General features: G+C 65.9%; 12 protein-coding genes and 1 pseudogene (1 of these 13 only partly in view). 7 read left to right on the top strand and 6 right to left on the bottom strand.

Annotation, left to right across the window (positions count from 1 at the left end):
• Nucleotides 1-24, top strand: a pseudogene (locus tag B384_RS17720) (class I SAM-dependent methyltransferase); it begins 1,261 nt to the left of the window's first position.
• Nucleotides 25-79: 55 nt separating this feature from the next.
• Entirely contained in the window at nt 80-1,324 is a 1,245-nt protein-coding gene (locus tag B384_RS0104260; protein ID WP_019481901.1) for a metal-dependent hydrolase family protein, read from the top strand.
• A gap of 52 nt (nt 1,325-1,376) precedes the next feature.
• Here the strand turns inward: B384_RS0104260 and B384_RS0104255 are convergent, their stop codons facing one another.
• Both B384_RS0104255 and B384_RS0104250 read right to left on the bottom strand, forming a co-directional pair.
• Nucleotides 1,377-2,684 (bottom strand): MFS transporter, encoded by a 1,308-nt coding sequence (locus B384_RS0104255; protein WP_083850825.1) that lies wholly within the window; start codon nt 2,682-2,684, stop codon nt 1,377-1,379.
• Between the two features lie 171 nt (nt 2,685-2,855).
• Nucleotides 2,856-4,583, bottom strand: a complete 1,728-nt coding sequence (locus B384_RS0104250) for a hypothetical protein (RefSeq protein ID WP_156808964.1) — start codon at nt 4,581-4,583, stop codon at nt 2,856-2,858.
• A gap of 110 nt (nt 4,584-4,693) precedes the next feature.
• Between B384_RS0104250 and B384_RS0104245 the strand changes: the two genes are divergently transcribed.
• The 5 genes from B384_RS0104245 (at nt 4,694) to B384_RS0104230 (ending at nt 9,618) form a co-directional block, all read left to right on the top strand.
• The gene (locus B384_RS0104245) at nt 4,694-5,452 is read left to right on the top strand and encodes a LamB/YcsF family protein (protein ID WP_019481898.1); all 759 of its coding nucleotides are present in this window, start codon (nt 4,694-4,696) and stop codon (nt 5,450-5,452) included.
• Entirely contained in the window at nt 5,449-6,126 is a 678-nt protein-coding gene (locus B384_RS21375; RefSeq protein ID WP_337459681.1) for a 5-oxoprolinase subunit B family protein, read from the top strand. The genes B384_RS0104245 and B384_RS21375 overlap by 4 nt, the downstream gene beginning before the upstream one ends.
• On the top strand, nt 6,047-7,114 hold the full coding sequence (locus B384_RS21370) for a biotin-dependent carboxyltransferase family protein (protein WP_337459680.1): 1,068 nt from the start codon (nt 6,047-6,049) through the stop codon (nt 7,112-7,114). Before B384_RS21375 ends, B384_RS21370 begins: the two co-directional genes overlap by 80 nt.
• 11 nt (nt 7,115-7,125) lie before the next feature.
• The gene (locus B384_RS0104235) at nt 7,126-8,883 is read left to right on the top strand and encodes an acetyl/propionyl/methylcrotonyl-CoA carboxylase subunit alpha (RefSeq protein ID WP_019481897.1); all 1,758 of its coding nucleotides are present in this window, start codon (nt 7,126-7,128) and stop codon (nt 8,881-8,883) included.
• A gap of 30 nt (nt 8,884-8,913) precedes the next feature.
• Nucleotides 8,914-9,618 carry a GntR family transcriptional regulator gene (locus B384_RS0104230; protein ID WP_019481896.1) on the top strand — a complete coding sequence of 235 codons (705 nt, stop codon included), beginning with the start codon at nt 8,914-8,916 and terminating at the stop codon, nt 9,616-9,618.
• Between the two features lie 11 nt (nt 9,619-9,629).
• On the opposite strand, the gene B384_RS0104225 is transcribed toward B384_RS0104230, so the two are convergent.
• From B384_RS0104225 to B384_RS17710, 4 genes are all read right to left on the bottom strand, one after another.
• Complete coding sequence (locus B384_RS0104225) at nt 9,630-10,394, bottom strand: putative hydro-lyase (protein ID WP_050994842.1); 765 nt, start codon at nt 10,392-10,394, stop codon at nt 9,630-9,632.
• 26 nt (nt 10,395-10,420) lie between these two features.
• A complete protein-coding gene (locus B384_RS0104220) occupies nt 10,421-11,638 on the bottom strand; it encodes an NRAMP family divalent metal transporter (protein WP_019481894.1) in 1,218 nt (405 codons plus the stop codon).
• Nucleotides 11,639-11,848: 210 nt separating this feature from the next.
• Complete coding sequence (locus B384_RS0104215) at nt 11,849-12,916, bottom strand: LacI family DNA-binding transcriptional regulator (protein ID WP_192813055.1); 1,068 nt, start codon at nt 12,914-12,916, stop codon at nt 11,849-11,851.
• Nucleotides 12,917-12,933: 17 nt separating this feature from the next.
• Nucleotides 12,934-13,824 carry a glycerophosphodiester phosphodiesterase family protein gene (locus B384_RS17710; protein WP_019481892.1) on the bottom strand — a complete coding sequence of 297 codons (891 nt, stop codon included), beginning with the start codon at nt 13,822-13,824 and terminating at the stop codon, nt 12,934-12,936.
• Nucleotides 13,825-13,846 lie beyond the last annotated feature (22 nt).

Below are 13,846 nucleotides of genomic sequence, written 5' to 3'. Positions count from 1 at the left end.
CTGCGGCGGACGGATTGGCTGTAGGCTGGCCGCTAAACGCCTGCAGCGCCTGGCTGCGGTCAACCCGCGAAAGGCAGCAATGACGGTTGCGACAGTTTTGAGGAACGGCCACGTGTTCGACGGCGAACGCTTCCTCCCCGGCCAAACCGACGTCGTCATCCGCGACGGCATGATCGAAGCTGTGGGCCGCGACGCCGGTTCAGTCGACGCGTATGCGGAGGCCACGGTGGTGGATTGTGCTGGTCGCACGGTCCTTCCCGGCCTGATCGACCTGCACGTTCACGTGATGACCTCCACTCCCGGCTCCATCCAGGCGATGGTCGATCCCTACTCGCTGCAGTTCTACGAGTCCGTGCGGAATCTCGAGGCAACCCTCCGCGCAGGTGTCACCACCGTGCGTGACGCCGGTGGCGCCGACCTGGGTGCGAAACAGGCGGTCGAAACCGGGATCGTCAAGGGTCCACGGCTCCGCATCGCCGTCAGCATCATGTCCCAAACCGGTGGCCACGGCGATCTGTGGCACCCGTCGGGACTCGATTCCCCGGATTTTGGGCCTCATCCCGGCCGTCCCAGCGGCATCGCCGACGGCGTCGAGGAAGTCCGGAAGGTCACTCGCACGCTCCTACGGGCCGGCGCCGACCAGATCAAGATCTGCTCCACCGGCGGGGTACTCTCGCCAACCACCGACCCGAGGCACTCCCAGTTCACCCCCGCGGAGATCGCCGTCGTCGTTGAGGAAGCCGGGATGCAGGGCAAATACGTGATGGCCCACGCGCAAGGCACCGCCGGGATCATCAACGCGCTGCGGGCGGGCGTGCGGACCATCGAGCACGGCATCTACCTCACCGACGAGGCAATCCAGCTGTTCCTGGACACCAAGGCTTACCTGGTGCCCACCCTTTCAGCTCCGCTGGCTGTCATCCGCAAGGGCGAATCCGGTACCAGCGGGCTGTCGCAACAGGTCATCGACAAGGCCCAGCAGGTGGCGGAAGACCACCGCCAGTCGGTCGCCCGAGCCATCGCCGCGGGAGTCAGGGTTGGCATGGGCACCGACGCGGGGGTCGGCGCGCACGGCGACAACCTGGAGGAACTCGCTCTGATGGCCGACGCCGGCATGACCCTTGAGCAGGTGTTGGCCGCTTCCACGTCGGTGCCGGGCGAACTCATCACGCCCCTCAACTCCGTCGGCCGGTTGGCAGAGAAGCACCTAGCCGACATCGTCGTGCTTAACGGCCAACTGGAATCGACCGAGCAGCTGGCTGGTCTGCGCTCCATGATCGGGCAGGTCTACCAGGGTGGCGTGCTGCAGTTTCCGACGGCGTAAATACCGCTCCACCGCTATCAGGAGCAGACCCCACCCAACGGGGCACAGATTGTCACACTTCTGTTGTCTCTCGATTCCTGGACCCAGCCACCAGCGATCCCGCCACGACCACCAACACCAGCACGCCGGCGGCCCACGCCAACCCGGCATAGCCAATCAGCACCAGAGCCACGCCTGATGCCGCTCCCCCGGCAGCGCCGGCAAGGTTCATGATGAGGTCGGTCCGGCCCTGAATCTTCGGCCGGGCAGCACCGGTCGCAAGATCCGCCACCAGAGCCGACCCCGCGACAGTGGCCGCACTCCAGCCCAGTCCGAGGAACACCAGTCCCACGGTCACCAGGACCGGATCGTCCTCGCCCAACGCAACGATCGGCAGCGACACCGCGAACAGGCCCTGCCCAATCAGGATGGTCGCCACCCGGCCCACCCTGTCGCTGAGCCACCCGAACACCGGCGACAGCGCAAACATCCCGGCAATGTGCAAGCTGATGGTCAGTCCAATAATGGTCAGCGTGACGCCGTGATTGATCAGGTGCACCGGCGTCATGGACATCACCGACACCATCACCGCATGGCTGATAGCGATGGAGCCAATGGCAAACACCAGCGGACCCCGCTCATGGATGGCGCCGGGAGCTGCCTCAAGGCCATTCTCGGGAGCGTTGGATTTGCTCAACAGATACGGGTCGGGGCGCAGCGCCACCAGGTAGACCGTCGCTGCGGCCAGCTGGGCAAACACCGCGATCAGGAAGGACCCCGTGAGCGAGGGCATCTGCAGCGTCGACGCGATCGCCTCCCCCGGCCCGATCAGATTCGGCCCCAGCACAGCGCCGATCGTAGTGAACCAGACCACCAAGGAGAGGTCCCGCCCCCGATGCTGCGAACTCGCCAGATCGGTGGCTGCGAATCGGGCTTGAAGATTCACCGCGGTGCCCACGCCGAGAAAGGCGAAAGCAAGCAACAGCAGAGGGAACGAGCTCAGCCACGCGGCAACAATAGCCACCACCGATCCCGTCGCCGCAAGAAGCGCACCAGTGGTCAGCGCCCGACGTCGGCCCAGCCGTTGCGCGAGCCGCGCCAGCGGAATGGCACTCGCCGCGGCACCCAGGGTGCTCAGCGTCGTCGCCGTACCGGACAGCGCATCCGACCCGGAAATATTGGCGGCCATCACCGCCCCAATCGAAACGGTGCACCCGATTCCGATCCCACCCAGGATCTGCCCGACAATCAGCACCCAGACGGTACGCCGCTGGACGGCCACGACGTCGACCGTCGCCGTTACCGCCGATGCCGATGTCGATGTCGATGTCGATGCGGATGGCCCGGCGAACGCTCGCTTCGGTGGTTGGCTGCTAGTCATGGGAAGAGCGTAGCGGGAACCGGCTAAGGGTGTGTGGGAGGGTATGCGTTTGGAAAGGCGCATGCATTGCATGCGATGCATGCATTCTCAGTTTCGAAAAGTGCATGCAATGGATGCAGTGCATGCACAGTTTGAATCGGATATAGCACCGCACCTACCAAACCAGGCCCTCTATACCGACCGAAGGTGGCCGCCTTTTCGTCCAGCAGCGCCAACAGCTGCCAGCGCGGCCATGTAACCCTTGATATGCACAGCCGAGCCAAACCCGGAGCCCGGCTGAACCTTGGTCGCATCCACATGGCCGGCGAGCACCGCCTGCAGTTGATCCAGGATCTCCTCACGACCCAGCCCCTGTGTCCGCAGTCGCTGAGCTGCTTGCCACACCTGAGGTGGTTCATCGTTCCACAGCTGTGACACCACCAGTTCACGCAGCGCAGCGCTCCACACCGGAGAACCATCGGGTGCGGCACTGGAAGGATACTCGTCCATTCCCACCGTGTGCAGTTCCTCCAGCTCCCCAAGCACCAGCAATCGCAGCTCCTCTGGCTTGTTCGCGTTCAGCTGCGGGTAGTCATCGCTACCAATCCAGGTGCCAAAGTACGGCATCGCCAGTTGTCGACGGTCCATCGCAGCCTGCGCCTCCTCAAGGTTCGCCAGATCCAGTCCTTCAAGAAAGGCCATCCCCGGTGACCGTTCGTCCTCATCCGAGTTCCTCAATTCTTCAGCGTCGTCGAGAGCTTCCCCGACAGCATCCACCAGCAAGTCCACGGCCGCCTCGGGGAGCCCCATCTGCGCGGCGCACCAGTCAACCCACGCGTTGAGGAACCAGGGAAGTGCCTCCAACTCGACGTCGTCGAGCATCACTTTGCGCGGAAGGAACCATCCAACAAATGTGTCCATTTTCGGCGGACTCACACGCACCAGCCGGCCGCCGTCGTAGTCACGGCCAAAGCCAATCGCCAAGTCGGCGAGGCGAATGAACTGCTCTTTGAACGCCCGCGCCGATGCAGGAGCTATGTCCTTTTGAATGGCCCGCATGAACGTGGCAACCAACCGCTCGGACTCGGCCTCATCAGCTCGAATTTGCGCCTGTTCCTCGGCTTCGCTCTGCGCCCTCCGCGCATTAACGTCGACGACGCTGCTCTCCGGCAGCGCGAGTAACCGCTTCAGCGCCAAAGCCCGGTCCCGGTCGTAGTTGGGGCCCACCTCCGGGTTGCTGGTGATGTCAGTGGCCGCGATGGCATCAAGGCCCAGCCGGCGTGCTTCCGGCAGCCCAACCGGCACCACCGCTGCCCCAGCCATTCTCAAAGCCGAGCGTTCAAGGGTCTTGAGGAGATCGCGTGCACTGTCGCTGAAGACCACCTCAGTGGCGTAGCCGCCCAGATGGTTGGTGTCGATGCTCAGGTACAGACCATGTTTACGTCGCCCGGCGCGGAACTCGATGACAATTTCAATGAAGTCACCGAATACGTCAGTAAGCATCCAGGCCGCAGTGGCTTCCAGTTTCCGCAGCGGGGCAAGCCAGGCGGGCGGTTCGACCCCGGCCTCGGCCAGCCGTCCGGCGGCGGCTGCGGCCTGGGCGTCACCGGGCGCGTCAGCTACCTGCGCCATCGCCCACAGCACCGCGGCTGAGGTCCGATTAGCTTGACGTTCAGCGTGGCCCACCCAGTCGCTGAACAATGTGTTGTCGATGCCTGCGCCCAGATTGGTGGTCTGGTGCATGCCTGCGTAGACGGCCGAAGCCATCTGCTCCGATTCCAACGACGACGTCTGGTCCAAGTCCGCAGCGAAATGCGGCGCGACCCGGCGGTACAGTTCCGCGATGGGATTGGGCGGAGGGGCGTTTCGCCTCTCCTTGCCCGCTGATTTCGGCTTGCGCGTGCGGCTCTTAGGGCTCATCAATCGATGATGCCACCCTTGCCGCCCAAAAGTCTCGGATGAATAATTGTTGAACAATCCGTTAAACTCGTGCATCCTAGAGAGACCACTCAGGAGAGACGAGGATCACAATGGTGTACATCGACCTCAACAGCGACGTCGGCGAATCGTTCGGAAACTGGACCATGGGCGACGACGCCGCCATCTTCCGCTCCGTTTCCAGCGCCAACGTCGCCTGCGGCTTCCACGCCGGGGACCCCTCCACTATCGCGCAGACCTGCCGGGACGCCGTCGAAGCTGGCGTCACTATCGGCGCCCATGTCGGATACCGGGACCTGGCCGGATTCGGCCGCCGCTTCCTCGACCTCTCCTCCACAGAGCTCGCCGACGACGTGCTGTACCAAATCGGCGCCCTCGACGCGATCTCCCGGGCCGCAGGCGGCACCATCAAATACGTCAAACCCCACGGCGCCCTCTACAACACCATCGTCACCCACGAGGTACAGGCCCAGGCAGTGGTCGACGCCGTCAAGGCGTTCGGCGGCGATCTCCCCCTGCTGCTCCTCCCCGGGTCGGTAGCCCTCGACGCAGCAGAAAAGGCGGGCCTCCGCGGCGTGGCCGAAGCCTTCGCCGACCGCGCCTACAACCCCGACGGCACCCTGGTCTCACGCCGCGAACCCGGAGCCGTCCTCCACGACGAGGATGAGGTCGCCGCCAATATGGTCCGCCTCGCCACCGAGGGAGTCATCATCGCCCGCGACGGCTCAACCCTGAAGACCACCGCCGAAAGCATCTGCCTCCACGGCGACACCACCGGTGCGGTCTCCATGTCCGCCGCCGTCCGCCGCGATCTCGAGGCCGCTGGCATCGACATCCGGAGCTTCGTGTGACCCCTCCCGAGATTCGCTGGGCCGGGCCCCGCGCCCTCCTGATCCAACTCGAATCGCTCGAATCGGTCCTCGCGGTCCACGCCCACCTGCAGCAGCACCCACTCCGCGGGCAGGTCGACGTCCTCGCCGCCGCCCGGACCGTGCTCGCCGTCTTCGATTCCGGCACCAGCGCCCGCGCCGCCCGGACCGCCGTCGCGCAACTGGACACATCACCGGCCGCTGACTCAGCGCCGGTCGGCGATCCGGTGCGGATCGAGGTGGTGTACGACGGCGACGACCTCGCCGAAGTGGGCCGCCTCACCGGCCTCGACCCTGACGGTGTCATTGCCGCGCACACCGGCCAACTGTGGACGGCTGCGTTTGGCGGCTTCGCCCCCGGATTCGCGTACCTGGTCGGCGAGAACGAGACGCTCACCGTTCCCCGCCGCACCTCACCACGCACCGCCGTCCCCGCCGGAGCGGTGGCGCTGGCCGGCAACTTCTCGGCCGTCTATCCGCGACGCTCCCCCGGCGGCTGGCAGCTGATCGGCAGGACCNTCCCGCCTCTGGGATCTGGGTCGGGACCAACCGGCCCTGCTCCGCCCGGGCACCGCCGTGCAGTACGTGGCTGTGCGGGAAACGGTCACGGTGTCAGGCCCAGCCTCCGGAGCCAGTACGTCGCTGGACGCGCCTAACCAAACCGGTCATTCACTCGAGATCCTCGCATCAGGACCGCAGTCACTGATCCAGGATTTGGGCCGACCCGGCCTCGGCGACGTCGGCGTCTCCAAAGCCGGCGCCGCCGATACCGCGAGCGCCCGCCAAGCCAACCGGCTGGTCGGCAACGCACCGGGCGACGCGGTGATCGAAACCATCCTCGGCGGCCTCACTGTCCGGGCCCACGGCGAACTCACGCTCGCCCTGGCGGGAGCCATCACACCCGCCGAGATCACCACCAACGACGCCGGCGGCGACAGCACCCGCACGGCACCGATGTGTTCACCGTTTGCCCTGCACGACGGCGAAACCCTCACCCTCGACCAGCCCGCCGCCGGGCTACGCACCTACCTGGCCATCCGCGGCGGAATCGATGTGCCCGAGGTGCTGGGCAGCCGGTCCACCGATGTGATGTCGGGAATCGGACCGGATCCCCTCGCAGCCGGGGTGGTCCTGCCGATTGGGGCAATTGAGCAGGGCCGCACGGTCGGCGCAGCTGAACCGTCGACGCTTCCCGACGCCGTCCGGCTGGGTTTGGAAACCCCTGCGCTCCTGCGGATCACCGGCGGGCCCCGGCACGACTGGTTTACTGACGAGTCCCGGACCGCAATCACCAGCCAGACCTGGACCGTGACCGCCGAATCGAACCGGATCGGCGTCCGGCTCGCCACAGACGAGAACCAGGAAGCGGCAGAGCCGCTCGAACGCCTCACCGCCGATGAACTTCCCAGCGAAGGAGTCGTCGCCGGATCGCTGCAGGTGCCGCCCTCGGGGCTGCCCGTGCTGTTCCTGGCCGACCATCCGGTGACCGGCGGGTATCCGGTGATCGGCGTCGTCGTCCCCGATGACCTGCCGATCGCGGCCCAGCTGCCGCCCGGAACGATGCTGCGGTTCGAGTCCGTCGACCCCGAGACTCTGCAACCCCTGACAAAGACACAGACCCCGATCACCACCCGACGCTCGTGAAAGTAGCAACCATGAAGAAGGTCCTGATCGCCAACCGCGGGGAAATCGCTGTCCGCATCGCCCGCGCGTGCACCGACGCGGAGCTGACCTCGGTGGCCGTGTACTCCGAGCCCGACGCCGACGCCCTCCACGTTCGCCTCAGCGACGAGGCGTACGCCCTCGGCGGGTCGGCCAGCGCCGACACGTACCTCAACATGGACAAGATCCTCGCTATCGCGAAGCAGGCCGGCGCCGACGCCGTGCACCCCGGCTACGGCTTCCTCTCCGAGAACGCCGACTTCGCCGACGCCGTGCAGGACGCCGGACTGATCTGGATCGGCCCGTCACCCGATGCCATCCGCAGCCTGGGCAACAAGGTCACCGCCCGCGAGATCGCGGTCAAGGTCGGCGCCCCGCTGGTCCCCGGATCCGACGGACCGGTCGCCAACGCCGAGGAAGTCCGGGCGTTCGCCGAGGAGTTCGGCGTCCCCGTCGCCATCAAGGCGGCCTACGGCGGCGGCGGTCGCGGGATGCGGATCGCCCACCGGATGGAAGATATCGACGACGCGTTTGAGTCGGCGGTCCGCGAGGCGACCGTCGCGTTCGGGCGCGGCGAGTGCTTCGCCGAACGGTTCCTCGACAAGCCGCGTCACGTCGAGGCCCAGGTCCTGGCCGATACGCACGGCAACGTCGTCGTCGTCGGCACCCGCGACTGCTCCCTGCAGCGCCGCAACCAGAAGCTTGTCGAAGAGGCCCCCGCCCCGTTCCTGACCGATGATCAGCGCACCCGCATCCACGAGTCGGCCCGCGCCATCTGCCGCGAGGCCGGGTACACCAGCGCGGGCACCGTTGAGTATCTGGTGGCGCCCGACGGCGTGATCTCCTTCCTGGAGGTCAACACCCGCCTGCAGGTGGAGCATCCGGTGACCGAGGCGACGTCGGGCATCGACCTGGTCCGCGAACAGTTCCGGATCGCCGCTGGCCTGCCCGTCAGCATCACCGAGGATCCGGCGCCGCAGGGCCACGCCATCGAGTTCCGGCTCAACGCCGAGGACGCCGGCCGCGGGTTCCTGCCCTCCCCCGGCCCGATTGACGTATTCGAGGCGCCCACCGGTGCGGGCATCCGCGTGGACACCGGGGTGCGCTCCGGCTCCAGCGTCCCCGCCGAGTACGACTCGCTGATGGCCAAGCTCATCGTCCACGGCGAAGACCGGCCGCAGGCTCTCCGCCGGGCCCGCGCTGCGCTCGACGAACTGCGGATCGAAGGCCTCCCCACGGTGATTCCTTTCCACCGCGCGGTGGTGCGGGAACCCGACTTCACCAACCCGGAACGGCTCGGCGTCTACACCACCTGGATCGAGAATGCCTTCGCTGAACGGCTGGACGCCGCGTTGTCGAGTGGCACCACTGGTCCACTCGCCCGCAGGGAAACCCTCACCGTGGAAATCGACGGCAAAGCGGTCCAGCTGGGATTGCCTCCCGAGGTCTTCGCCGCGCTAATGAACGGTGGCGACAACGCTAACGGAAACGCCGCCGCACAGTCCCCCGACACTGCAACGAACGACGACGGCGCAGTCACCGCTTCGATGGGCGGCACCCTGGTGAAGTGGCTGGCCGATGACGGCGCCACGATCACCGCGGGCCAGCCCGTCGCCGTCGTGGAGGCCATGAAGATGGAAACCGAGGTGCTCTCCACGTCGGCCGGCACGTTCCAGCGCGGCGGGCAGGAGCCGGGTGGCGCCGTCGCGCGCGGAGAAGTCCTGGGGAAGGTTCTCAGCACGGTCGGCTAACATCTGTTGGTGACGATGTTGGGGGAAGGCATGGCTAGAGCAGCAGCCGCAGAGCTGGATAACGGGGCATCTCGTTCGGGTTCGGGTTCGGCCGAGCACGCGCACACGGCGGCGTGGATCGCGACCGTCCTGCGGGGTCGGATCGCCGCCGGCGAGCTGACGCCGGGGTCCAAGTTGTCGGAGCAGTCGTTGTCGACGGCGCTCCGCGTTTCCCGCAATACCCTGCGTGAAGCGTTCTCCACGCTTGCCGGCGAGTCGATTGTCACGCGGATCCCCAATCGCGGCGTGTTTGTGGCATCCCCGGGAGCCGAGGAAGTACGCGAGATTTACCGCGTCCGCCGGATGATCGAACCCGCCGCCGCCCTGTGGGGCGAGGTCACCCCCGAGGTCCTTGAGAACATGGAAGCCATTGTCCGGCGGGCCCAGGCGGCGCGCGACGCCGGATCGGTGCCGGACATGGCCGACGCCAACCAGGCGCTGCACAGCGCCGTCGTCGGCCTGACCGGCAGCGAATCGCTGCGCACGCTGATGGACCGGGTGCTCGCCGAGATGAGGCTGGTGTTCCACGCGATGGCGTCGGCCCCTGACTTTCACAGCCACTATGTGGACCGCAACGTGCAGCTGGTCGAGCGGCTCCGGGCCGGGCAGCGTGACGAAGCCGCTGCAGGGCTGCGTGCCTACCTGGACTCGGCCGAGGCCGAGCTCCTGGGCCACCTCGCCGACGAAGCGTCCTAGGACACCAACAGTCAGGGCACCAGGTAATCGCTGTCCCGGGCATCGGTGATGAGCATGTGTCCCGGCGCGTGGCCGATCGCCAGCGGCGGCCGTGACTGCATCACCGCCGCCTGCGGGGTGACCCCGCAGGCCCAGAACACCGGAAGATGACCCTCGGGGATCTGCACCGCATCGCCAAAGTCCGGCGAACCCAGGTCGACACCCAACTCCTCCGGATTCCCCACGTGCACCGGTGCGCCGTGGACGGCCGGGTAGCGGGAGGTGATGCGGACGGCGTCGGCCACCTGGGCAGCCGGAACCGGGCGCATGGACACCACCAGCGGCCCGGACATGGCACCAGCCGGGGCGGCCTCCCGGTTCGTCCGGTACATCGGCACGTTCACGCCCTGGTCGATGTGCGCAATCCTGACGCCGCCGTCCTGCAGTGCGGTCTCGAAGGTGAAGGAGCAGCCGAACAGGAACGTCACCAGGTCATCGCGCCAGTGCTCGGTGATGTCGGTGGGCTCGTCCACCAGAACGCCGTCGTGATAGACGGTGTACTTGGGGACATCGGTCCGGATGTCGCCGCCAGCCAGCAGCGGCCCGGTGGTTTCGCCCGGCTCCAACACTCCGAGGATGGGGCACGGCTTCGGGTTCCGCTGGGCGAACAGGAGCAGATCGAACGCCTGCTCCCGCGGGATCGCCAACACGTTCACCTGCGCGTAACCGCGGGACCAGCCCGACGTCGGGCTCACCAGTCCGGCGCGGAAGGCGGCGCGCGCGTCGGCGGGCAGCATCGCGGCCGGATCGGCTGGCAGCTTGATCAGCCCCACAGCTTTGCCAGCCCGGTGATGGAGGTGTAGCCGAGGAACAGGGTGAGGAACCAGGTGATGATGCCGATGGTCAACAGCCACTTGGGGTAGACGTAGCCGTGCATCAGGTCGCGGCGACGCCAGGCCACAAAGAGCAGCACACCGAAGCCGACCGGCAGAATCAGACCGTTGAACGCGCCTGCGAAGATCAACAGTTCCTGTGGTGCCTGGCCGAGGAACAGGTAGGCCACGGCGCAACCGGCGATGAAGGCTACCGTAATGAGGTTCCGCTTACGTTCGGGAGTCTTTGAGGTGGTGATGAAGGAGACCGAGGTGAACGCGGCACCGATCACCGAGGTGATCGCGGCGGCCCAGAGGACGATGCCGAAGACCCGCATGCCGATCTCGCCGGCCGCAATACCGAAGGCCTCAGCGGCCATGTTGTCGCTAGTCAGTACCGCACCGCCGGCGACGACGCCGAAGATCGCCAGGAACAGCAGCACCCGCATGACTCCGGTGACCAGGATGCCGATCACCGAGCTGCGGGTGATTTCCCCGACGTTGTCCGGACCGGTGACCCCGGAGTCGAGCATGCGGTGGGCACCGGCGTAGGTGATGTAGCCACCGACGGTCCCGCCGACCAGGGTGGTGATGATGAGGAAGTCGATCTGTTCGGGGAGGATCGCGTTCTTGAGGGCCTCGCCGACGGGAGGAGCGGCGACAATGGCCACGTAGATCATCAGGAGGATCATGATGGCGCCGAGGAACACCACAATCCGGTCCAGCGCCATGCCAGCCCTTTTGCTGACGAAAATCATGATGGCGATGACGGCGGAGATCGCGCCGCCAATCTTCGGGTCGATACCGAGCATCGCGTTGGCGCCGAGCCCGGTGCCGGCGATGTTGCCGATGTTGAAGACCACCCCGCCAATGAAGACCAGGCCGGCCAGGAACCAACCGACGCCGGGAAGGACCTTGTTGCCGAGCTCATGGGCACGCAGCCCGGAAACGCCGATGACCCGCCAGACATTCATCTGCACGGCGATGTCGATGAGGATCGACGCCAGGATGGCGAACGCGAACGCTGCGCCGATCTGGGCGGTGAACACTGTGGTCTGGGTGATGAAGCCAGGCCCAATGGCGCTGGTCGCCATGAGGAACATGGCTCCCAGCAGCGCGGTGCGCCGAGCAGAGGAGCTCAGCTTCGGTTTGTTCTCGGTATCTGCCATGGGCCCGTCCGTAACTTCAAGGTGACTGGAGTCACATTTTGTATTGGAACGACCCTACAGGTTGTTGAACAATCTGCGCAAGGTATTGTTCAACAATTTTGTTTTTGACCCCTGGGAGGTAGCTGTCATTCTGCCGCAGTGACCCCTGGAGCCTCCGCCCGAGGTTTTGAATGTGGGATGGGCGATCCCCCCAAGAACCGCCCATCCACGCTATTGGGGAGGCCGTGCTGCCAGGGTGCGTCCGGGCAGGAACGATCCGACCAGCGACTCATGGCGGACCGGCAGCCTGGCGTCGCTGACCATTTCCTCGTGAATGATTTCCATGCCGCGCCTGGCCAGCGCCTCCACGGGCAGCCGCACCGTGGCCAGCCCCAACAACTCGGTGCCGGGGAGCAGGCCGTCAAATCCCGTGGCGGAAACGTCCTCGGGGACCCGGATGCCGGCTTCCTGGGCGGCCTTGAGGAAGCCCAGCAGTTTCATATCAGAGGTGAAGAGGGCCGCAGTCACCTGCTGGTCCCGCACCAGGTCGATGACCTGCCGGTGAGTTGATTCGATATCGGCCGACGCCAAGGAAGGCGTGTCAACGGTGATGACGTTGGCTCCGGCTTCCCGTAGGTGGCGGGTCAACCAGGTGCCACGCAGATGCTCGATGAGCAGACCCGAGTGGTTGGTTTCGGGGAACGTGACGACGATGTCCTTGTGCCCGCAGGAGAGGACGGCGTCGACAATCAGCCGGGCATTGGCAACCTCGTCCAGCGACACGGTGTTCAGGGTCGGATGTTCCTCGGGCCGACCCAGAACGACCGTGGGAACGTCGCGGACAAACGAGGACAGCTCATCGGGCGCGATCGTACCGGTGGCGACGAGGATGCCGCCGACCCGTTGCTCGAGCAGCCGGCGGAGTCCGAAGTTTTCAGTCATCGGGTTGAACCCCGGAGGGGATGCGACGGTCAGCAGGTGGAGTTTATGCTCGGCCGCACCGAGCTGCAGTTCGGAATGCAGGATTCCGTAGTACGGGTTGTTCGGGTCGCGGATCAGCAGTCCGACGGTGTCGGAGGTTCCGCGCGCCAGCCGCGTGGCGGCCTCGTTGCGGATGTAACCGGTCTTCTTGATCGCCTCCATCACCTTGGCCCTGGTGGGTTCCAGGACCGGCACCATCCCGTCGAGAAACCGGGACACGGTTGCTGTTGACACGTTGGCTTCCCGTGCGACGTCGGACATGGTGACCTTCGACCACGCAGAGGCCGGTTTCGCGTCGTCGTTCTTCTTCTCTGCCAAGCGATCCATCCTCACCGCTAGCTCCGCTGCATTGAGTGTGCACTTGACTGCCAGCTTAGTCCGCGGATATCCCGGCCAAGGTAGGCGTTCAGCAGCGCAGGCCAGTCGGTCTGGATAACGTCGGCGCCCAGGCCGACGAGGCGCCCCCAGCCGTCATCCGGATTGCCGGTCACCGAAAGATTGTCATCCCAGCCGGCCATCAGAACGGTTCCGTCGCTGAGGTTCAGAGCATTCAGGTAAACCAGCAGCCCCCGGTCCTGGAAGGCCTTGGCCGCCGCCGGATCGCAGAACGCGTGGGCCGGGCTGTCCGCCAGCAGCTCGACGCCCACGAGATTGATCTCCGGGTCCTCGAGCACCGCGGTCAACTGTTCCTGACTGGAGACGATGGCCACCAGTGGATACTTCACCGGGTGCGCGCGGAGGAGATCCATCGCTGACTGCGTTGGGGGCGCCTTGAGGATGAGTTGCCCGGCCATGTCGAACTGGTCAAGCCAGGGCAGCAGCAGGTCCCAGTAGAACCAGGAGCGGTCGATGTTGAACAGCACGTCGGGGAAAGAGGTCAGGGTGTGCTCGAGTTTCTCGACGTGGACCCGGGGCGCCGCGGTCTTCTGGGTGTAGACCAGCTCGTCAACCTCAACGGTGCTGAGGGTGGTGATGAGCTGATCGATCCCGAAGTTCTCCGGTTCGGTGCCGTCATGGAAGACGTAGAAATCGCCGTCGGTGGATTGGATGACGTCAATTTCAACCATGTCGGCGCCGCTGCGGAGCGCAGCCGTCACGGCATGCGAGGTGTTCTCGACGATCATGCCTAACCCTGTCCCGCGATGCACGGCCACCAGGGGGTTCTTCTCGGCGAACCTGTTGTTGAGCAGCGAGTTGATGGAGTGGAACTGGTCTTGCCCGAACATGGACATCCTTAGGTTGTGAATG

The sequence above is a fragment of the Arthrobacter sp. TB 23 genome (genome assembly GCF_000294595.1).
Classification (GTDB): Bacteria; Actinomycetota; Actinomycetes; order Actinomycetales; family Micrococcaceae; genus Arthrobacter_D.
The sequence above is the reverse complement of the archived record's forward strand: the minus strand, read 5'-3'. Positions and strand labels throughout refer to the sequence as shown.